At 63.8% G+C, this 20,937-nt stretch carries 11 protein-coding genes; 4 read left to right on the plus strand and 7 right to left on the minus strand.

Annotated features, from left to right (window positions below):
* Positions 1-172: 172 nt before the first annotated feature.
* Positions 173-1,294, plus strand: coding sequence for a DUF6268 family outer membrane beta-barrel protein (locus I2H31_RS12720; protein WP_196293412.1), 1,122 nt, complete (start codon positions 173-175; stop codon positions 1,292-1,294).
* Between the two features lie 138 nt (positions 1,295-1,432).
* Here the strand turns inward: I2H31_RS12720 and ppk1 are convergent, their stop codons facing one another.
* The 3 genes from ppk1 to I2H31_RS12735 all read right to left on the minus strand — a co-directional run bounded on the left by ppk1 (position 1,433) and on the right by I2H31_RS12735 (position 4,809).
* On the minus strand, positions 1,433-3,499 hold the full coding sequence (gene ppk1, locus I2H31_RS12725) for a polyphosphate kinase 1 (RefSeq protein ID WP_196293413.1): 2,067 nt from the start codon (positions 3,497-3,499) through the stop codon (positions 1,433-1,435).
* A gap of 30 nt (positions 3,500-3,529) precedes the next feature.
* Positions 3,530-4,024 carry a SixA phosphatase family protein gene (locus tag I2H31_RS12730; protein WP_196293414.1) on the minus strand — a complete coding sequence of 165 codons (495 nt, stop codon included), beginning with the start codon at positions 4,022-4,024 and terminating at the stop codon, positions 3,530-3,532.
* Positions 4,025-4,212: 188 nt separating this feature from the next.
* Positions 4,213-4,809: an FMN-dependent NADH-azoreductase gene (locus I2H31_RS12735; protein ID WP_196293415.1), complete on the minus strand. Its 597-nt coding sequence runs from the start codon at positions 4,807-4,809 to the stop codon at positions 4,213-4,215.
* 238 nt (positions 4,810-5,047) lie between these two features.
* Between I2H31_RS12735 and I2H31_RS12740 the strand changes: the two genes are divergently transcribed.
* From I2H31_RS12740 to I2H31_RS12750, 3 genes are all read left to right on the plus strand, one after another.
* A complete protein-coding gene (locus I2H31_RS12740; protein ID WP_196293416.1) occupies positions 5,048-5,428 on the plus strand; it encodes a winged helix-turn-helix transcriptional regulator in 381 nt (126 codons plus the stop codon).
* A gap of 169 nt (positions 5,429-5,597) precedes the next feature.
* The gene (locus tag I2H31_RS12745) at positions 5,598-6,311 is read left to right on the plus strand and encodes a toll/interleukin-1 receptor domain-containing protein (protein ID WP_196293417.1); all 714 of its coding nucleotides are present in this window, start codon (positions 5,598-5,600) and stop codon (positions 6,309-6,311) included.
* A gap of 176 nt (positions 6,312-6,487) precedes the next feature.
* Complete coding sequence (locus I2H31_RS12750) at positions 6,488-7,327, plus strand: alpha/beta hydrolase family protein (protein WP_196293418.1); 840 nt, start codon at positions 6,488-6,490, stop codon at positions 7,325-7,327.
* Between the two features lie 123 nt (positions 7,328-7,450).
* Here I2H31_RS12750 and I2H31_RS12755 read toward each other — a convergent pair whose 3' ends face one another.
* The 4 genes from I2H31_RS12755 to I2H31_RS25180 all read right to left on the minus strand — a co-directional run bounded on the left by I2H31_RS12755 (position 7,451) and on the right by I2H31_RS25180 (position 20,934).
* Positions 7,451-9,742: a pectate lyase family protein gene (locus I2H31_RS12755; RefSeq protein WP_196293419.1), complete on the minus strand. Its 2,292-nt coding sequence runs from the start codon at positions 9,740-9,742 to the stop codon at positions 7,451-7,453.
* A 322-nt stretch (positions 9,743-10,064) separates the two neighbouring features.
* Positions 10,065-14,321 carry a T9SS type A sorting domain-containing protein gene (locus I2H31_RS12760; protein ID WP_196293420.1) on the minus strand — a complete coding sequence of 1,419 codons (4,257 nt, stop codon included), beginning with the start codon at positions 14,319-14,321 and terminating at the stop codon, positions 10,065-10,067.
* Between the two features lie 445 nt (positions 14,322-14,766).
* The gene (locus tag I2H31_RS12765; RefSeq protein ID WP_196293421.1) at positions 14,767-16,542 is read right to left on the minus strand and encodes a GEVED domain-containing protein; all 1,776 of its coding nucleotides are present in this window, start codon (positions 16,540-16,542) and stop codon (positions 14,767-14,769) included.
* Between the two features lie 282 nt (positions 16,543-16,824).
* On the minus strand, positions 16,825-20,934 hold the full coding sequence (locus I2H31_RS25180) for a metallophosphoesterase (protein ID WP_230687742.1): 4,110 nt from the start codon (positions 20,932-20,934) through the stop codon (positions 16,825-16,827).
* Between the last annotated feature and the right edge of the window lie 3 nt (positions 20,935-20,937).

Below are 20,937 nucleotides of genomic sequence, written 5' to 3' on the forward strand. Positions count from 1 at the left end.
CGGCCGCCATGCGCTGCCCCAGGGGCCCGTTTGCCAGCAAACGGGCCCTTTGGTTTTCTGCTCGGGTGGTTTTGGGGTTCATTTATTCTTCATTTGATAACCCCGGCCGTTAGCCGCAACGGCAGTTTTCGCGTAAGGGACCGAACCGAGCCATAAGGGCCCGGTACGTGCCATGTCATCTCCTTTTATTCTTCGGGTTGGGCTGCTTGCGGCCGTGGTTGGGGGGGCGGCCGGCGCGGCGCGCGCCCAGGTGCAGGAGCGGGTGTACCCGCCGGCCACGGCCGCGGCCGGCGACAGCACCGAGGACAAGCAGCAGTTTGCCAACCCTTCGGTGCTGGGCATGGGCCCGAGCAAGGGCCTGATAGTGCGCTACGAGCGGATGCCGCGCTTCGGGGTGTCGTCGTCGGCGCAGGTGCAGGGCCTGAACGACTTCAGCACCGAGGCCACCAAAAACGCCCGCCTGTCCATCAAGGGCTACATTCCGGCCTGGAACCACCCGCACCTCAAGGTCATCGTGGGGCTGAGCTACGAGCGCGAGGAATTCCAGTTTGCGCAACTCCCGACGAGCTACGAGCTCTACGACAACATCGAAAACAAAGGCCTGAAAAGCACCGCCGCCCAGATTGCCATCATCCGGCCCGTGGACGCCGTGCACTGGTACCTGGCCCGCGTGAAGGGCGAATTGAGCGGCGACTACACCTCCGACGAGCTCACCAAATCGGACTATTCGCGCTTCACGGCCGAGGCCATTTACGGCTGGAAGCGCAGCCCGAATTTCTCATGGGGCGTGGGCTTCCAGTACGGCTACACGTTCGGGCGGCTCAGCATCTACCCCGCGCTGGTGTACAACCGCACCTTCAACAGCCGCTGGGGCGTGGAGGCGTTGGCCCCGGCCCGCATCACGCTGCGCTACAACGTGAACCCCAGCTCCATCCTCTACGCCGGCTACACCGTGGACGGCTACAACTACATCGTAAACCTGAGCCGTGCGCCCCTCACCCGCAAGAACGCCGACGGCTCGCCCGACCTCAGCAAGGCCACCCTTAGCACGCTGGAGCTGCGCGAAACCGAAGTAAAATTCCGCCTGCGCTGGGAGCGGGAGCTGCTGAGCTTCTTGTGGCTGGGCGCCGAGGGCGGCTACCGCTACAACTACGCCTTCGACGCCTTTGACCGCACCAACGCCGACCGCGAAAAAATCATCGACTCGCAGCTGAATGGCGCGCCTTATGCGAGTTTGGAGCTGTTCATCACCCCGCCGCGCAAGCTGCTGGAGAAGTCGGGCGTGCGGCGGTAAAGGGGAGCAGCACAGAGCCCTGCCGACGATAAAAAAGAACGTCATGCCGAGCGCCAGCGAAGCATCTTTACCGCAGAAGTAAATAATTACTATCGCAGTAAAGATGCTTCGCTGGCGCTCGGCATGACGTTTTAGAAGTTACGCTTTCCGCTGCCGCCGCTTCAGGCCCTTGAGCCACGCGTACGTGGCCTCCTGCGCCCGCAGTGGCTTTTCACCCTCTGCGGCTGCGATGAACTGGTTGTCGAAATCGCGGGCTTTCACATTGTCGTGGCGCTGGAAATCGAGCAGCTGGCGCACTTCGGCGCGCAGGCCGTTGTCGAGGATGGGGAAGGCCACTTCCACGCGCCGGTCAAGGTTGCGGGTCATCCAATCGGCGGAGGAGACGTAGACTTTTTCCTCGCCGCCGTGGGCGAAGACGTAGACGCGGCTGTGTTCCAGGTAGCGGTCCACGAGGCCGCGCTGCCGGATGTTGCCGCTGCAATCGGGCAGGCCGGGCAGCAGGCGGCCGATGCCGCGCACAATGAGCTCGATGCGCACGCCGGCCTTGCTGGCTTCGTAGAGTCTGGCTATCATGCCCTCGTCCTCAATGGCATTGACTTTGAGAATAATAGAAGCGTCCTTGCCTTTTTTGGCCTGCTTGATTTCGTGGTCAATTAAGGCGTTGAGGCCGGGGCGCAGGCCGAAGGGCGCCACCAGCAGGTGCTCCAGCTTGGGCGGTGCGGCCGTGGGGTCGAGCAGGTACTGAAACACGGCGGCCGACTCGCGGGTAAGGCGCTCGTCGGCCGTGAACAGGCCGTGGTCGGTGTAGAGGCCGGCGGTGCTTTCGTTGAAGTTTCCGGTGCTGAAGTAGCCGTAGCGGCGGGTGGTTTCGTCGGCTTCGCGGCGCGCGACGAGCAGCAGCTTGCTGTGGCACTTCAACTCGGGCGGCGTGAAGACGACGTGGGCGCCGGCCCGCTTCAGCTTGTCGGCCCAAAACAGGTTGGACTCCTCGTCAAACCGCGCTTTCAGCTCCACCACGGCCGTGACCTGCTTGCCGTTTTTGGCGGCTTTGAGCAGGGCTTTCACCACGGTGCTTTTGCTGGCCACGCGGTAGAGCGTGATGCTGATGGCCGACACGCGCGGGTCGGTGGCGGCTTCGCGCAGTAGGCGCGTCACGTAGTCGAAGCTCTGGTAGGGCGGGTGCAGCAGGTGGTCGCGCTGCCCAATGGCATCGAGCAGGCTGCCGGTGCGCGGCAGCGTGGGGTGGGCCAGCGCCGGCCACTCGGGGTAGTGAAAGCTGGTTTCGCCAAAGTCCGGAAAGCCGAAAAAGTCGCGAAAATTGTGGTAGCGGCTGCCTTCCACCAGTTCTTCGGCGGTGATGCCGGTTTTCTGCTTGAGGGCGCGCAGGGCTTCGGCGGGCATCTGCGGGTCGTAGAGCAGGCGGGCGGGGAAGCCGGTGGCGCGCTTGGCCAGGCTGCTGCGAATTTTCTCCATCAAATCGCCCGATACCTCTTCCTCGATGTCCAGCTCGGCGTCGCGCGAGAGCTTGATGGCGTTGACTTCCACCTGCGCATAGGCCGGAAACAGCTCGGCCGCGCCCACCCGAATAACATCGTCCAGAAACAACACGAACCGCTCTTCGCCCTCATCGGGCAGGCGCACGAAGCGGCCGCCGTGGCGCTTGGTGGGCAGTTCCATTACCAGCACGCGCTCGGCTTCCGCTTTGGCCTTGGGGTCGCGCGGCTGGCTCAGGAAGAAGGTCAGGTACACGGCCTGGTCCTTCAGAAACAGGTGGTGCAGGGTTTCATCCAGCGCCACGGGCGAGAGCAGGTCGCGCACGTGGTCGCGGAAGTAGCGGGCCGCCCACGCGCGCTGCTTGTCGGCGAGCTGGGCTTCGCTCAGCAGGTGAATGTGGTGGGCGTTGAGCTCGGGCAGCAGCTGCTCCCGGAACGTGGCCCCGAACTCCTGCTGCTGCCGGGCCACTTCGGCCAGCACCTCCTTCAGCACGCGCTTGGGCCGCTCGCCGAGCTTGGCGCGGGTTTTCTTCTTGAGCTTGGTGAGGCGGCGCAGCGTGGCCACCCGCACCTTGAAAAACTCGTCGAGGTTGCTGCTGAAAATGGCCAGAAACTTGAGCCGCTCCAGCAGCGGCACGGCCGGGCTTTGGGCTTCTTGCAGCACGCGGGCGTTGAAACGCAGCCAGCTCAGGTCGCGGGAAAGGACTTTCATAGAAGGGGTTTTATCATTGCGAGCGCCTCCTCAGCTCGCGTTGCGCGGGTAGTCGTAGAAGTAAAACTCGGCATTGGCCTTGCTCACTTCCTCCCACTTATCGGTGTCGAAGCGCAGGCAGGCCACGGCGGCGGTGGGCATCTCGTTGAAGGGCGAGGGCGACAGCTCGTTGGCCGTTTCGGTGATGGTGGGGTTGTGGCCCACCAGCAGCACCGAAGCGGCCGTGTCGGGCAGAGCCCGAATGATGGCCAGCAGGCCATCCACGTCGCTGCCGTAGATGCCGGGCTCCACCACGATTTTGTCGTGCGGGTACTGCATTTCGCGGGCCACCAGCACGGCCGTGCTCATGGCGCGCACGGCCGGCGAGCTCACCACCAAATCGGGGCAGATGCGGCGCTTGGCCAGGGCCTTGCCCATGAGGGGGGCATCGTCGCGGCCCCGGTCGTTGAGGGGACGTTCCTGGTCGCTGAGCTCGTCGAAGCTCCAGCTGGATTTGGCGTGGCGAAGGAGGTAAAGCGTTTTCATGGGGCGAAGCTAACGGCGTTTGGCTTACCCCGGGCGTTAGGAAAAGGTTATGGGCGCGCCGTGGGTGCCGCCGGGCCTTGCGTGGCGCGCCGCAAAGCCAAAGAATAGTCCCGGCGGTGGCTTCCACACTAGGAAACCACCGCCGGGACTACTCCGCCGCCGCCCTATCCGGCCAAGCCCAGCGGCTTTTATACGGCTACGCTGTCAATTCCTTTTTGCAGGGCGGTGGGCTCAAATTCGGGCAGCTTCAGGCCTTCGGCACGGGCCACCGTCACGTCGCGCATGCCCAGAAAGCCAAGCATCTGGCGCAGATAGGGCGCGGCGAAATCGTAGGGCTGCATGGGGCCCTCAGAGTAAATACCCCCGCTGGCAATGGCCACGTACACTTTTTTGCCCTTGATGAGCCCTTCCGGCCCGCTGGGCGTGTAGCGGAACGTGATGTTGGCCCGGGTGAGGTGGTCGAGCCAGGACTTGAGCGCCGAGGTGATGCTAAAGTTGTAGAACGGCGACCCGATGACGAGCACATCGGACGCCATCACTTCGGCAATGGCCTCATCGGAGTGCCGCACGGCCTCCTGCTGCTCGGGCGAGCGGCTTTCGGCGGGCGTGAAGTAGGCATTCAGGTGCGCTTCTTCGAGGTGGGGGAACGGGTGCCGGGCCAGGTCGCGCACGACCACCGTGCTACCCGGGTGCGCGGCCAGGAGCTTGTCGATGATGCCCTGGCTGAGGCGCGTGCTGTACGACTTGGCGCCCTGAATACTGGAAATGACTTGCAGAATCTGCATAAAACAAAAGGGGTGAAAAAAGGTGATAAACTGCGCGCCAGCCCCTTGGCCCACCGGCCAATGACAAGGGCTTGCCCGCGAAGCAACCGGGCTGGTTGCGCCCGTCACTCTGGTTACCTCAAGTAATCAGGTTGCCGTTTGTTTGTACCTTGCCGCCACTTCAGATTACGTGGCGGTAGCCTGATTACCTGCTGGTAATCAGGCATGCTTCGCCCTTCACCACTCCCCTTCTGCTGCCATGACGAAACGCCCCGACGACCATTCCCAATGCGCCCCCACCATGCAGGCCCTGCGCAATGCCCTGCTGGTGGTGAACGGCAAGTGGAAGCTGCAAATCATTGTGGCCCTGAGCACTGGCACCCGGCATTTTCGCGGGCTGGAGCGCAGCGTGCCGGGCATTTCCACCAAAGTGCTGGCCAAGGAGCTGAAGGAGCTGGAGGCGCATCAGTTCATCGAGCGCACGGTGCACCCGGGCCCGCCCGTGGTGGTGGACTACCACGTGCTGCCCTACGCCCGCACCCTCGACCCCGTGATTGAGGTGCTGAAAGCCTGGGGCACCCAGCACCAGCAGCGCCTGAATGACCAGCAGGCCGCCGCCGGAGAAGCCGCAACGGCTTAGCCAGCGGCAGCCGGCGAGGGCATTCTGGCCGGCCGCACCGGCTATTTCGGCCCCGAGCCAACCATTTACCGAAACCTGGTGGGCACCAATGATTGGGCCGGCAAAAGCGGCCGGTGCGGCCGGGCTGCACCGGCTGGTTTCGATGGGGCGAGTGCCGTACTTTCGCCTCATGCCCGCATCTGCCCGAACCAGCGTCTTCATCAGCTACAGCCACGCCGATGAAAAGTGGCGCAAGCTCCTGGAAACCCACTTCGCGCCGCTGAAGCGCCACTACGAGAACCTGCGCATCTGGAGCGACCAGAACCTGAACGAGGGCGAGCCCTGGCTGGCCCGCATCCGGGAGGAGCTGGCCACGGCCAAGGTGGGCATTCTGCTGGTGAGCCGCCACTTCATGGCTTCCGACTTCATTCATTCCGATGAGCTGCCGCCCCTGCTGGCCGCGGCCAAGGAAGAAGGCGTGACGCTGCTCCCGGTCATCGTGGGGCATTGCACCTTCAAAGGCTCGCCGCTGGGCAAGCTGCAGGCCTTCAACAAGCCCGACAAGCCGCTGGCCGACCTCACGCCCTCGCAGCGCGACAAGGAGATGGTGCGCCTGTGCGAGAAAATCAGCAAGCTGCTGAACCTGAAACCTGCCAAGCCCGCTGCCGCCAAGCCCGCCGCTGCCGCCAGGAAGCCCAAAGCCGCAGCAACGGCAGCTACTCCAGAACCCGCCCCGCCCCTCACGGCCGCCGCCATTGCCCGGCGCCGGGCCATTGCCAAGCGCAAAAGCGAAGCCACCGCCGCCAAAAAGACGAGTTCCAAGGCTTCGGCGCCTAAAAAGCCCACTGCTGATGCTCCGGCTCCTAAAAGGCCGGCAGCCAGAAAAGCGCCGGCTAAAAAGTAGCCTTTCATTTGGCCGGCCACTGCAGCACCGGCTACCGCAGCGGCTTAGGATTCTCTTTGCCTGGCTTGGGATGGAGCGTATTCCGGCGGCAGTTGCGGCCGGTCGGTTTGCCGTTTGCGGCAGGTCGTTTAGCAGCCCATTGTTCCTGCCTGCGTTCGACGGCTTTTATTTGTGTCATGCGCACTTACCCAAACTTCCTGAGCAGCAGCGGCGGACTGCTGGCTCTTCTGCTCAGCAGCTGCCAGCCGTCGGCACCAAAAGCCACCCAGGCCCCGGAAGTCACCGAAACCGGCCAGTGGGTGGGCACCGGCGAGCAGCGCCTGCGTGCCGAAATCTACCGCAGCGCCACCCTCAGCCCCCACCCCACCCTGCTGCTGGTGCTGCACGGCGATGCCCCCTTCAACAAGCCCGACTACCAGTACACCCTGGCCCGCGAGGTGGCCCGGGCCAACCCCGACGTGGTAGCCGTGGGCCTGTTGCGCCCCGGCTATACCGACCCTGCCGGCCACCAGTCGGACGGCGAGCGCGGCGAAGCCACCGGCGACAACTACACCCCGGCCGTTATCGACGCCGTGGCGGGCGCGCTCACCACGCTCCGGGCCCGCTACCACGCGGGGCGGGTGGTGGTGGCCGGGCACTCGGGCGGGGCCGCCATCGCCGCCGACCTGCTGGGCCGCCACCCCGGCCTGGCCGATGCGGCCCTGCTGGCCTCCTGCCCCTGCAACGTGGCCACCTGGCGCGCCCACATGAAGCGCCGCGTGGGCGGGGCCATTTGGGACCAGCCCGTAGCCAGCGTGTCGCCGGAACAGGTGGTGGCCCGCGTGCCGGCCCGCACGCGGGTGACGCTGCTGGTGGGCGCCGCCGACTCCACGGCTCCGCGGGCCCTGACGCAGGAGTATTACCAGCAGCTGCGGCAGCGAGGCATCCCGGCCACGGTGGTTGAGCTGCCCGGCCTGGGCCACGAGATTTTTCTGGGCCAGGCCGTGCGCCAGGAAATCGGACGGCTTTTGCACTGAAACCAATGCAGCCCGTCATGCAGAGCGGCGCGAAGCATCTTTACCGCGATAGTAACTAATTACTACTGCGGTAAAAATGCTTCGCGCCCCTCTGCATGACGGGCTGCTATAAGTGCTTATCCTCTATTGCTTGAGTAGGCGGCCCGTCCGCACGTAGCCTTCTTCGTCCCGAATCAGGATGAGGTACATGCCCGGTTTCACGTCTTTCAGGTCAACGGTTTGGTTAGTGAAGCCGGTTTTCAGCAGGCTGCCCGTGACGGTGTAGAGCGAAAACGCCCGCTTGCTCTTCCAGCCCACCACCATTTCGTCGGCGGCCGGGTTGGGCGACACCTGCAACGACAGCTCGGCCTGCGGCTTCAGCGTGGCCAGGGCGCCGGTGTAGACCGTGCTCATGTAGTACAGGTTGGCGGTGGTGCCTTTGGCAATTTGGTGGGCGCCGGCTGGGAGGCTCATCGTGAACAAGCCACCGCTAACGGTTTGGTTGACGTTGTCAATTTTCACCGTGCCGCTGAAACCGGTGTTGAACACCAGCGTGAGGGTGGCAGTGGCGGTGGTGGTGAAGGAAATCAGCGTCGCCGACTCCAGTTTCAGGCACTGCGTCAGGTTCAGGCTGTTGTACGTCACCGAACCCTGCGAAGTGGACAGGTTGCCGCTGATGGTGTAGAACGTGCTGCTGGTGCCCGACAAGGTGAAGTTGTGCACCATGCCGGCCGTGCTCGTGCCACCGCCCGTGCCGCCGCCACCGGTGCCGCCGCCGCCCGTGCCGCCCCCGCCGCCGGGAGTTGGCGCATCGCCCTGCACCGAAACCAGGCCGGTGCGGTAGTTTACCAGCGCATTCTGCAAGGGCACGTTGACGGCCGAAGAGGCGTCATCGACCGAGTTATTGAAGGTCCACTGGAAATCGCCGCCTTTCACGCGCCCCGAATACAGCATTACGGTGGCCTGGGCCGCGGCGGGGGCCTCCGGCGTGTAGGTGTACATCACGGCCGGGTTGGTGTCGAAGTTGTTGTAGGTGTTGTTGCCGTAAGCCGAATGAACGGTGTTGGGCACGGTTTGCGTCCGGGAAGTCACCACGTACGCATCGAAGTCAACCGTGGAGTTGGGGAAGCCGGTGGCGCCGTAGGGCACGAAGCGCTGCTGGCCGGCCATGTAGTTGTCGAACGCCTTGATGGTGCCGCCGTCCTCGTTCGAGAAGATGGGCATGGTGTTGTAGTCGTTGCGCTGCGTGGTGGGGTTGTACACGTCCGTGCCCTGCATCGAGGTCAGCATCGGGTACTTGCAGTTGCGGAAGTAGTTGCTTTCCATGAACACCGAGGAGCCTTCCGTGGAGCCGGCCCCGTACTTGGCGTTGCCGTCGTAGTAGTTGTTGTACACGTGCGCCGAGTAGAACCGCACCCGGGGGTGGCGCGAATCGGAGTGGTCGTACCAGTTGTGGTGGTAGGTGATGTACAAGCCCTGCGTCGTATTCTCGCTCAGGCCCAGCAGGTTGCACTTGCCAGAATCCCAGAAGTGGTTGTAGGAGAACGTGACGTAGGTTGACTTTTTGCAGTCCAGCGCGCCGTCGCCCTTCACCTGGTCGGCGGCACTGCCGGCGTGGCCGTAGAAGAAATCGCAGTTGTGCACCCAGATGTAGTCGTTGTCCTGCTGCAGGCCCACGTTGTCGCCCTCGTCGCTGTCGCAGTTCATCGTGCCGATGTTGCGGATTTCCACGTTGGAAGCGCCTTTTATGCGAATGCCCCAGCCGTCGGCCACGGCATCGTTGCCCACGCCTTCCATGGTGATGTAGCTGGAAGCAAAATTGTTGTTCTCCACCACAAGGTCGCCGTTCAGCATGTAGCTCAGGTCGGTGATTTGCCCGATGAACCGAACAATCAGCGGGCGGGCATCGCGGCCCTTTTTGAAGCCGTCCAGGATGGTTTGCAGGCCCACGCAGGGGTTGGTGGTGGCCCCGGTCACGTTGAGCGAAACGGTGTTTTTGCTGTTTTGGGTGATATAGAGAATCACGGCATTGCTCTTTACGGTGCCGTTGGCGTTGTAGGCGCCCGGCACCCGGCCGTTGCTGAAGGCAAACCCGGTGCGGTCCTGGGCCTGCACCGTCAGCGAGCCGGTCACCGTGGCGGCGCCTTCTACCCCGCCGCTGACGGGCGCCACTTTAAGGGTGTAAGAACCGGGCGCCAGGCCCAGGGCATCAGCCCGGTAAAAGGAGCCGTAGTTGCGAATGAGCTGGTCGTCGAGCTTCTGGTTGACCACGCCGGCGCCGGTGTAGTACACGTTGTAGCTCTGCGCCGTGGCCAGCGGCTGCCACCGCACGTAGGCCGACTCCTGCCAGCCGGCCGATTCCACTATGGTGAGCGCCTGGGCCCGCATGGCCAGCGGCAATAGCAACAGCAAGAGTAAAGAAAGCAAGTGCTTCATAGAGGAAGTATTGGGGGTGGGTGCGGCCGAAGCCAGTGAGGGAATAGAGTTACACAAACCTACCGGCTAAGCGTCAGCAAATGAGCATTTATAAATAGCAGGGCCCCGATAAAGTTATGCAAACGATGCCGGCATCGTTGCCGGACGCAAGGCGCAGGTCTCCAACCGCCGGACTCAGCCCAACGAAAACGACACTTAAGCCCGCTGCATGCAAGCAGCCCTGCTACGCCCGGCACGACGTTCTCAGCAGTCGCCCGCGCCACCCCATAAAAAAGCCCCGGCCAACCGGCCGGGGCTTCTCATGCCATTGCAGGCGCGCCGCTTATTGCAGCACCACCTTGCGGGTCAGCACTTCGGCGCCCGCCCGCACGCGCAGCGTGTAGAGGCCGGCGGCCAGGCCGCGGGTGGCAAGCTGCTGCTCGCCGGTGCCGGCCAGGGCCTGGTGTTTCACCACCTGGCCCAGGGCGTTGAGCAATTCTACGGTGCCGGTGCCGGCCGTGCCCGTGGCCAGGCGCAGCGTGAGGGCACCCGTGGCGCTGGGGTTGGGATACACCGACAGGGCGGTGCTGGCGCTGCTGCGCGTGCCCAACACCACCGCCAGCCGGATGGTGAAGGGCCCCGGCGTGTCGGAAGCCCCGAAGCCGCTCACGGCCACGTAGTAGGTCTGGCCCGGCGTCAGGTTCTGGCCGGTCAAGACGATGTCGCCCACGCTGGTGTTGGCCGCGCCGCTGCCCTGGCACACCACCTGCGTAAACGGCCCCGCCGAGCAGTTGGGGCTGCTGAACACACGCACCGTGCCGGCGGGGGTACCGGTCAGCGACAGGTACGTACTGGGCGAGGCCGTGAAGGTGAACCACACGTCGCGGGGCAGGTTGCCGCCGCCGCAGGCCGCGGGCGTGTTGATGCCGTTCTGCACGCTGGTGCTGGCGCCGAGGTTCGAGGAGGTGATGGCCGGCGCCCCGAAGGACAGCGGCACGGCGGCGCAGGGCTCGTCGTTGGGCGGCGTGGGCTGGTCGAAGGTGATGGTCTGGCTGTTGTTGGAGGCGTTGCCGTCGGGGTTGCCGTTGGGCAGGCTGGCCGTCACGGTCAGGGTATTGGTGCCGGGCTGGGGCACGTTCACGCCGGGCGAAAAGGTGAGCGGCTGGCTGGCGCCCGGGGACAAGGCGAGTCCCGTGAAGGTTTGGGCCACCGGCGTGCCGTTGTTCAGCACGTAGGTCAGCGTGACGGACGTGAGCGGGCCCACGCCGTTGTTGCGAATGGTCACGCGCAGCACGTTCACGCCGGGCGTGGCCGTGGTGTTGGGCGAGTCGATGCTGAGCAGCGCCACGTCGTCGGTCACGGGCGCAAACTCGTAGGCGCCCAGGTCGGGCGGGGTCGAGCGCAGCACGCCGGCAATGTCGCGCGGCACGCGGGCCAGCACCACGCCAGCGCCGTTGAGCGGGGCCGTGGTGGGCTGGAAGTTGGCCTGGGCGGCGTTGGCGAAGCGGGGGTCGGCCTGCACGCTGTTTTGGTCGTAGGCCCCGCTGTTGGCGGTGCGCCAGCTGGCCAGGTCGGTGTAGTTGATGGTGGTGTAGCGCCCCGTGAAGTAAAGCGGGCCCGTGCCAATGAACAAGTCGTTGTTGTTGGAGGCGATGGCCGAGGTGGCGGTCACGAAGTACAGGGCGTACTTGCTGCCCGTGCCGCCGGTGCGCGTCACGCTCACCAGGTTGTTGCGAAACTCAATGCCCGTGGCCAGGGTGGTTTGGTAGAAGCCGTAGGTGGTTTGGGTGGCGCCGCCCGAGGCATTGTCCAGCGAAATCGTGTTGTGGTAGTAGCGGGCAAAGTCCGAACCGCCGTTGTAGATGCCGTACTGGGTGCCCGCGCCGGTGAAGTTGTAGAGCAGGTTGTTCACCGCATCGTTCTCGGTACCTACCGCGCCGTCTGAGGTCGTGAAGTAGATGCCGTAGGCTATGCCCGTGTCGCTGGGGCTGCCCGTGAACGGGTCGTGGATGCGGTTGCGCTCAATGGCCGAACCCACGGAGCCCACCAGGTACACGCCGTAGAAGGTGCTCACGTCGGCGCGGGTGCTGCGGTGCACGTTGTTGCCCAGCACCTGCGCGCCGGTCTGGTTCTCCACGTCGATGCCGTAGAAGTAGAAGTCGCGCACTTCGTTGCCGGTCACGCGCAGGCCGGTGGCGCGGTTGGTAATGCTGGTCCCCGTGACAATGACGCCGTAATAGCCGCCGCTGAGCACGTTGTTCTCGATGCGCAGGTTGCGCGCGTCGCCGGCCGAGGTAGCCGACGTCACGCCGCCGCTGGCCGCAATGGCGGCGTCGGCCGTGCTCGACGTGGCCGCCGCGGGGCCCATCACCACGCAGTTGGCCACGCGGTTGTTGTTGGCCGCGCCCACCAGCAGCACGCCCACCCCGTAGGTAGCGCCCGCCGAGGCATCGATGGTCAGATTCTGAAGGGTGAGGTAGTCGGTGCCGTTCAGCAGCACGGCGGCTGGCTGGGTGGAGGTGCCGGTGTAGCTCAGGGTTTGCTTGGCGGTGCCGCCGTCCACCACAATGGTGTCGGTGGCGCTCACACCGGCCACCTGGCCCAGCGCAAATTGCTCGGTGTAAGGCCCGTTCAGCACATTAAAACGCACACTGCCCGAAATGCCGCTCGTGTTCAGCGCGCTCGCCGCCTCCGCGAAGCTGGCGAAGTTGGCGTTGCCCGTGGGCTGGTTTTTGTTGATGGTGTACGTGCCGGCCAGGGCCGTGAACAGGGTCACGGTTTGGGTGTTGTTGCCGGGGTTGGCGTCGGCGGTGCCGTTGGGCAGGCTGGCCGTCACGGTCAGCACGTTGGCCCCCGCCACGATGGTGGCCTGGGTGCTGAACGACACGGCGCGGGTGGCGCCGGTGGCCAGCGCCGGGGTCAGCGTCAGGGTCTGGGTTACCGGCGTGCCGCCGTTGAGGGTGTAGGCCAGGGTCACGGAGGTCAGCGGCGCCAGGCCGCTGTTGCGAATGGTGACCGTGACGGTGCGGGCACCAGGCACGGCCGGCGCGGTGGGCGCGTCAATGCTTTCCAGCGCCACGTCGTTGCTGGCCGGCGTAAACTCGTAGGCGCCCAAATCGGGGGCGGTAGTGCTGCGCACGGCGTTGGTGAAGTCCCGCGGCACGCGGGCCAGCGGCTGGGCCGCGCCGTTCAGGGCGTTGGCCGTGGGCTGCAGGTTGCTGGCCGGGTTCACAAACTGGGGCTCCGCCTGCAGGCTGTTCTGGTCGTAGGCCCCGCCGTTGGCGGTGCGCCAGTTGGCCAGCGTGGCGTAGTCGGCCGTGCCGTAGGCGCCGGTGTAGTAGGTGGCCCCGGTGCGCACGTACAGGTCGTTGTAGTTCGAGGCAATGGTCGACGTCGTGGTGTTGAAACCCAGGGCTTTCTTCTCGCCCGTGCCGCCGGTGCGTGTCACGCTCACGATGTTGTTGCGGAAGTCGATGCCCGTGGCCGCCGTGGTCTGGTAGAAGCCGTAGGTGGTTTGGGTGGCGCCGCCCGAGGCATTGTCCAGCGAAATCGTGTTGTGGTAGTAGCGGGCGTAGTCCGAGCCCACGTTGTAGAAGCCGTACTCCGTGCCCGAGCCGTTGAAGTTGTAGAGCACGTTGTTCACCACGTCGTTCTCGGCGCCGGCCGTGCCGTCGGTCGAGAAGTACATCCCGTACTCCGTCGAGGTGCTGGCCGGGTTGCCCGTAAAGGTGTCGTGGATGCGGTTGCGCTCAATGGCCGCGCCCACCGCGCCAATCAGGTACACCCCGTAAAAGGTGCTCACGTTGGTCCGGGTGCTGCGGTGGATGTCGTTGCCGGTGGCCTGAATGCCGCTGGTATTCTCCAAATCCAGCCCGTAGAGGTAGAAATCCCGGATTTCATTGCCCGTCACGCGGATGCCCGTGGTGCGGGCCGTGGTGCTGGTGCCCGTCAGAATCACGCAGTAGTAGCCGCCGCTGAGCACATTGTTCTCGATGCGCAGGTTGTTGGCGTCGCCGGCCGAGGTGCCCGACGCCACGCCGCCGCTGGCCGCAATGGCCGCGTTGGCGGTGGTGGAAGTAGCGCCCGTGGTGCCCATCACCACACAGTTGGCCACGCGGTTGTTGTTGGCCTGGCCCACCAGCAGCACGCCCACCCCGTAGGTGGCGCCCGCCGACACGTCAATGGTCATGTTCTGAATGGTCACGTAATCCGTGCCGTTCAGCAACACGGCGGCTGGCTGCGCAGCCACGCCGGTGTAGCTCAGGGTTTGCTTGCTGGCGCCGCCGTCCACCACAATGGTGTCGGTGGCGCTCACGCCCGCCACCTGGCCCAGCGAAAACTGCTCGGTGTAGGGCCCGTTCAGCACATTAAAGCGCACCGGGGCCGAAATGCCCGCCGCATTCAGCGCCGCCGCCGCCGCCGTGAAGCTGGCGAAGTTGGTGCCCGCCGTGGGCAGGTTTTTGTTGATGGTGTAGGTGCCGGCCAGCTGCGCAAAAGCCGTGGTGCCCATCAGGAGCAGGCCCGCCGCCAGCCCGCTGACGCGGGAAAGCGGTCGGCTCGCCGTTTGCGTAAAAGTTTTTAGCCAAGTAGCTGTTCTCATAAAAGAAAAATGGGTGATGAAAAATGAGCGGCAGATAGAAAGAAGGACCTTTATAAATATTACAAAACCAATCACCATAGTTACATCATTTTTAGCAAAATGACAATAATGACGCCTTTTAATCTAATTTTAATAATCGCCCTGCTTGGTTTTTGAGCTAGCATATTCTTAAAATTTTCTTCATTTTGAGAAAATCCGCCTGTTCATCTCTGAATTTTTTATTAATCCCTCAAGACGAACACAATTATGGCTTAGATGAATTTTCTTACTGATTTCTTCATCTTCCGCCTCCCGCAACTCGTCCAGTGCTCCTAAATGGTTGCTATCCACAACTCACTACCCGACCCATTTAGCCCAAAAAAGAAGGCCCCGACCAGATGGTCAGGGCCTTCTTTTTGCCTGTTGCTAGTAGCGCCGCAGCTGCGGGCCGCCACGCTGGTTTAGGCTATTCTTTTACAAACCGCTGGTGCGTGGTGCCGTTGGCGTCGCTCACGCTGAGCAGGTAGATGCCCGCCCGCAGCGCCGATACGTTCAGCTGGCCGTTGTCCAAGGCCAGGCCCTGGATTTCGCTACCGCGCAGGTCGTACACGCGCACCGTGAAGGCCTGCTCCGGGTCGGCGCCCAGCGGCCGGGCAATGCTCAGCACCTCGGTGGCCGGGTTCGGGTACAGGGTGTAGCGGTCGGCGGCGCCGTTGCCGCCGGCCTGGCGGGCGGTGCTGCCGCTGGTGCGGGCCGTGCCGCCGGTCACCACGAGGGTGTAGTCTTCGGTTTCGCCGTAGCTGTAGCTGCCGCAGCTGGTGGTGCCGGAGTTGTCGCTCAGCGTCACGCGCAGGCGGGTGTTGCCGCTTATGGCCGTGGCCGGCACCGCGAAGGAACCCGTGCGGGTGGCCGCGCTGGTGCTGCCGGCGGCGCTCACCAGCAGCTCGCCGGCGTCAGTGAACACGCCGTTCTGGTTCCAGTCGGCGTACACTTTCACGTACTCGGTGTAGGTGGAGGACGTGGCAAAGCCCGTGGAGAAGCTGATGGTCTGGGTAGAGCCGGCGGCCACGCTGGTGCTCAGGGCCGTGCCGTTGTAGTAGCCGCCATCGGCGCCCGAGGCGCGGTTGATGCTGCCCAACTGCACGAGGTCGAGGTACTCATAGGCCACGCTGCTGCCCTTGCTGGCGCAATAGGTGACGGTGGTGGGCGGCGTAGTGGTGCCGCCGGGGGCCACGCCGCCCTGCGAAGTGAGCAAGCTGGCGCGGGCGCCACCGCTGGCAAACAGGGCGTTCATGCGCGAGCTTTGGCCGGTGGAGAACATGAACATGGCGGCATCGTCCACGTAGTCCATGTAGTTCATGAACATGTCGCCGTTGGGGCCGTTCGAGCACGACACCTGCGGGAACACGGGCTTGCCGTAGTTTTCATCGGCTTGGTTGGGCGTGTCGCTCACGTTGTCGGTGCCGGTGCAGGCCGTGCCGTCGTCGCCCCAGATGTGGTTCAGGTTCAGCCAGTGGCCCACTTCGTGGCTGGCGGTGCGGCCCAGGTTGTAAGGCGCCGTCACGGTGCCGGTGCGGCCAAAGTACACGGGCGAAATCACCACGCCGTCGGTGGCCGCCGCGCCGCCCGGAAACTGCGCGTAGCCGAGAATGCCGCCTCCGATGGTGCCCACCCACAGGTTCAGGTACTGGCCGGAGGGCCAGGCGGCCAGGCCGCCGTAGGTGGTTTTCTTGATTTTGTCGGCCGTGCCCCAGCCGCCGCTCGGGGCGGCCTGGCTTTTGCGCTCGATGCCGGTGGTGGCGTTGCCGTTGGGGTCGCGCTTGGCCAGCGTGAACTGGATGCCCACGTCGGCCACCAGCCCGGCAAAGGCGCTGGGGGTTTTGGTGTAGTCGGCGTTCAGCTTGTGGTAGTCCTCGTTCAGCACGTCAATCTGCGACTGAATCTGGGCGTCGGAGATGTTCTCCGACGTTGTGCCGTACACCACGTGCACCACCACCGGAATGGTGACCGTGACGGCTGAGGTGCGCTGCTGCGCGGCGCCGGCCTTGTTGGCGGCAAACTGCAGCGCCTGGTTGTTGATGGCGGCCATGCGCTGAGCCAGGCCGGGGTCGGCGGCCAGCTGGGCTTCCAGCACTTCCTGCGAGGCGCAGGTGCGGTGGGTGGGGGTTTGGGCGTGGGCCGGGGCAGCGGCCAATGCCAGCCCTAAGCAACTCAGGGCTACTGCGTAAACATTTTTCTTCATGTGGAAAATTTTGTTTAGGGATGTGAAGAATTACGTCGGCAAGCTATTGATAATTTCGCATTTCCAGCAATAAAATTCAGGGCTTTAAAATAATTTTTGTTAATTATTCTATTATTTTATTAATTTTTATTACAATAACCCAATAATTCACCAATCATTCATTTTCCACAATCGATTGGGTATTCATTTCCTATTTTTTCAGGGCGTAAAAGCAACGGCCACGCTTCATCAAATGATGAAGCGTGGCCGTTGCTTTTGGGTGACAGGCTTGGGAGGCGCGCCTTAGAACAGGAAGTCGAAGCCGACAAAAACCAGCTTTTCTTCCCCCACCGAATACGTGGCGTTGATGACGGCCTGCTTGAGGATGTCGACGTACACGCCGCCGCCAAAGCCGCTGTGGAAGGCGTTGAGGCCGGTGTAGGTGCCGGTGTCGTTGTCGGAATACACCCTACCCACGTCGGCCAGGCCCATGATGCCGAGCTTGCCGGGGAAGAGGTAGGCGTTGAAGGACAGGATTTCGAGGCGGGGCTCGAAGTTGGCGTAAATGGCCGTGCGGCCCGCAAAGCGCGTGCGCCGGTAGCCGCGCAGGTTAGTGGTGCCGCCCAGGGTGTTGGCCTGGTAGAAGCGGTAGTCGCCGTAGTTGTGCTGGTAACCGATGCGGCCGGCGTAGGTGAGGTGGAAGGGGAAGTTGGGCGTGAGGTAGGCCCGGAACTCGGTGCTGAGGCGCCCGAAGCTTAGGCTTTCCTGGTTGAGCTGCCAGTTGTACTGAAACTCGTTGTACCAGCGCAGGCCGATGCGCGGGTTCTTGGCCGAGGAGCTGGCGTCGAGGTTCAGGTACAGCAGCCCGCCGAGGTACTGGTTGGTCTGAAAATCGGAGGCGCGCACGCCGAAGCGGCGGTTTTCGTAGGTGGTCGCGCCGCCTTGCGTCAGGCTGTCCTTGATGGCCGTGCCGATGGGGTCCCGCTCGATGCGGAACTGGTCGTACTGCGGGCCGATGCCGAACTTGAGGAACGTGAACAGCTTGCGTTCGAAGGTGGGCGCGATGGTGAAGCGCTGGAAGCGCACCCGGTAGGAGTTGTTCACGGTGCGGTTGGTCACCACGCCGCGTTCGGCGTCTTCGGCGGCCAGGTTCACGGTGTTGTTGCCGATGCCGAAGAAGTTATAGAGCAGCTGCGGGCCGTAGTACTGGGCCGCGATGTGCAGGTCTGTTTTCTTGAAAATGCGCGTAAACTGGCCTGTGTAGCGGAAGTTGTAGGCCTCGCGGGCCGGCGCGAAGTTGGCCGTGATGGTTTGCTCCCAGGAGTAGGGCTCGCGGCGGAAGCCGTAGTGGCGGTAGGTGACGCCCCCGCCCACCAGCACGCCGTCGTCGATGTTGTAGCCAAAGTACAGGGCCGGGCCAAAGTAGTCGAGGCGGTAGTCTTTGAGGTCGAAACGGTGGGGGTAGTCGTAGCGGCTCACTTCGTAGCCGGGCTCCAGGCGCAGGCGGGCTTCGGCGCTGGCGTTGACCACGTTGCCGGTGTCGGCGTCGTAAATCTGGGTTTTGTGGAGCAGGCCGCCCACGTGGTCGCGCGTGGTGATGGAATCGCGCCCGGTGCCGGCGATGATGCGCAGCTTCAGGCCCTTTTTCACGTCGCCGCGCACGTCGTACACGTCCTTGCCGGCAATGCCGTAGAGGCGCACCTCGTCGGTCACTTTGTTGTCGAAGGTGCGGTCGTAGAGCACCTTGGTCAGCTTGCCCTCTTTGTTAATTTTGCGCATCACCACGTGGGTTTTGTCGCCGGGCAGGCGTTCCACGGTGAACTTCTCGTTCTTTTTCGAGCCGCGCACTTCCACGATTTCGGCCAGCACGTCGGCGTACTTGCCGGCCAGGTCGGGCAGCAGGTCGCGGCGGCTTTTCAGCTTGGCGATGATTTCCTTGCCGTGCAGGTCGTAGATTTCCTTGGGCCACTTGTCGCGGAAGGCCTTTTCAATCACCTCGTCGGTGAGGTGGCTTTTCATGTAGTCGGCCTGGGCAATCCACTGCTCGCGCGTCACGCCGCTCATGAACACCCGGTCGTTGCTCAGGCCGGTCTGGTTCAGGCCCTTGTAGTCGGCGTAGTCGTAGCCGAAGTTCTGGAAGTTGCGCACCGCAAACTTGCGCGAAATCAGGTAGGGCAGCACCCCATCGCCCTTGAAGAAGGCAATGTCGCGGTCTTCGGGCACGGCGGTGTAGCGGCGGTCGCCGTCCTTCTGCTTGGTTTCGCTCCAGCGCCACTGGTCCTCGTGCCGGTCCCAGTCGCCAATCCACATATCGAAGAGGCGCGAGCGGGCAAAGGCCACCTGCTCCACCTGGTTGTCGTTGTCGTCGAGCAGGCGGGTCAGCATCTTATCGGTGCTCACCAGCTTGGTGGCGAAGTCGAGGCTGGCCACGTTGTCCTGGCTGTCTTTGGCGTCTTCTTCCAGGGCGGCGGGCAGGTTGGCAAACTGCGCGTAGTACTGGCCCAGCAGCGGGTCCTGCGGAATGTAGACCGGCACGGGGTTGGTGTGCAGAATGCCGGCGGCCGTGCCCAGCGGCGGCAGCACAAACGAGGCATAGGGGTGCTGGGCCGAAATCTGGTCCTGCAGCACGGCCTTGGCCAGGCCGGTGCGCAGCTGCTCGGGTAGCACGGCGGCGGGGTCTTTGTCGATGCCGCGCAGCGTGTAGTTGTAGCCGGCGTCGTTGCGCACTTTGAGGGAGGCCGTTTGCTTGCCGCCGCCGGTTTTGTAGGGCATCAGGCCGCCTTTGTCGTTGGCCAGGTCCAGGGTGCGGAACTTCACGGGCGTGGCCCACTCCTTGCGGTAATGGTCGCCCAGCAGCCAGTTGTGGAAGCCGCCGTGCCGGTCGTAGTTCGGGTTGATGGCCACGGTCACGGTGCTGTCCTTGAAGTCGGGCCGCTTGGTGGGAATGGGGGCCTTGGCAATGGCCTCGGCGGTTTTTTCCCGCTTTTTCTTCTTGTCCTTTTTCTCCTGCTTGAGGGCCTCTTCGGTTTCGGGCAGCTTCTTGCCGTTGGGTTCGCCGGTGGTGGTGGTCAGCGCGGTTTCCGAGGGCGCTTGGGCGGGGTTGGTGGCAATGGCACCCGTGGTTTTGGCGTAGAGCGGCGTGCGGAACACCCGGCGGGCCGTGGTGCCGTTGCCCTGCGGAATGAAGTACTCGGTCCACACCTGGCCGTCGTCGTAGTAGTTCACCTCGGCCCAGCCCTTCTCTTTGTCTGAAAAAATGGCCCCGCCGCCGTCGCCAGGCTTCACGTGCTGGGTTTTGCAGCCCGAGCCGCTCACGATGAAGTGGGTGCTGCCTTCCTTGTAGTACTGCAGGTTGTGCTCGTGCCCGGCCGCGTACACCACGTTGGGGTGACGCCCGAAAATTTCCAGCAAGTTCTTGCGATAGGCCTGGTAGGCCGGGTGCGGAATGTCCTGGTTGATGCCGCCGTACTTGCGCGCAAACGGGTAGATGGACCCGATGATGGGCAGCGGCAGAAAGGCGTACTTGAAAACGATGCTGAGCGGGAAAATGTGGTCGGCCAGGGTGAAGTAGCCGCCGTGAATGCCATCGGAGAACAGCGGGTGGTGGGCAAACACCATGATGTGCTTGTCCTTGTTGCGGGTAATCACCTCTTCGAGGGCGGCGTACACGTCGTCTTCGTTTTCGGCGCCGCAGCCGCCGTCGCGGCCCGAGGGGCGGTTGGCGGGCGGCGTCACAAACCACTGCGAGTTCAGGGCAATGAGCACCAGGTCGTCCTGCACGCGCACCTCAAACGGGCCGGGGCAGCCGTCGCGCGGCACAAAAAAGTCGCCGGTGTAAGAAAACGCCGTCGAGTCCTTCATCATGTACTGCTCCACGAACGCCTGCTCGCGGTTCACCTGCTCCAGGCCGCCGGGGTTGCCCTGAATCCAGTCGTGGTTGCCGGGCGTCATGTACTTTTCGCCGGGGTAGCCCTTGAAGATGTCGAGCTGGGTGGTGAGGCGCTTTTCCGCAATTTTGCGGTCGTAGGAGCCTTCCGGCGGCATGCCGTAGTTGTAGATGTTGTCGCCCAGGTAAATGGTTGTGCTGTTTTTGCCGGCTTTCAGGATTTCCTGGCGCAGGAAGTTGAGGCTGGGCTCGCCGCCTTTTTCGGGCAGAATGGGGTTGCCCACGTCGCCGATGAGGAACACGCGGTAGCGAATGCGGGTCGAGTCGGGCGGCAGGTTGCGCTCCCAGTTCACGCCGGTTTTGCGGTAGTTGGGGCGGCTGCGGTGCGGGTTCTGGTCCGACTCGCCGGGCGAAGGAATTTCCTTCTGGGTTTCCTTGGGCGGTTTGGGCGGCTTGGGGGCCTGGGCCGTGGCGGCCAGGGGCAAGCAGCAGGCAAGCAGAAAAGTGAGGCGGCGAAGTAGGTGCATGTA

The organism is Hymenobacter ruricola (assembly GCF_015694525.1).
Taxonomy (GTDB): Bacteria; Bacteroidota; Bacteroidia; order Cytophagales; family Hymenobacteraceae; genus Hymenobacter; species Hymenobacter ruricola.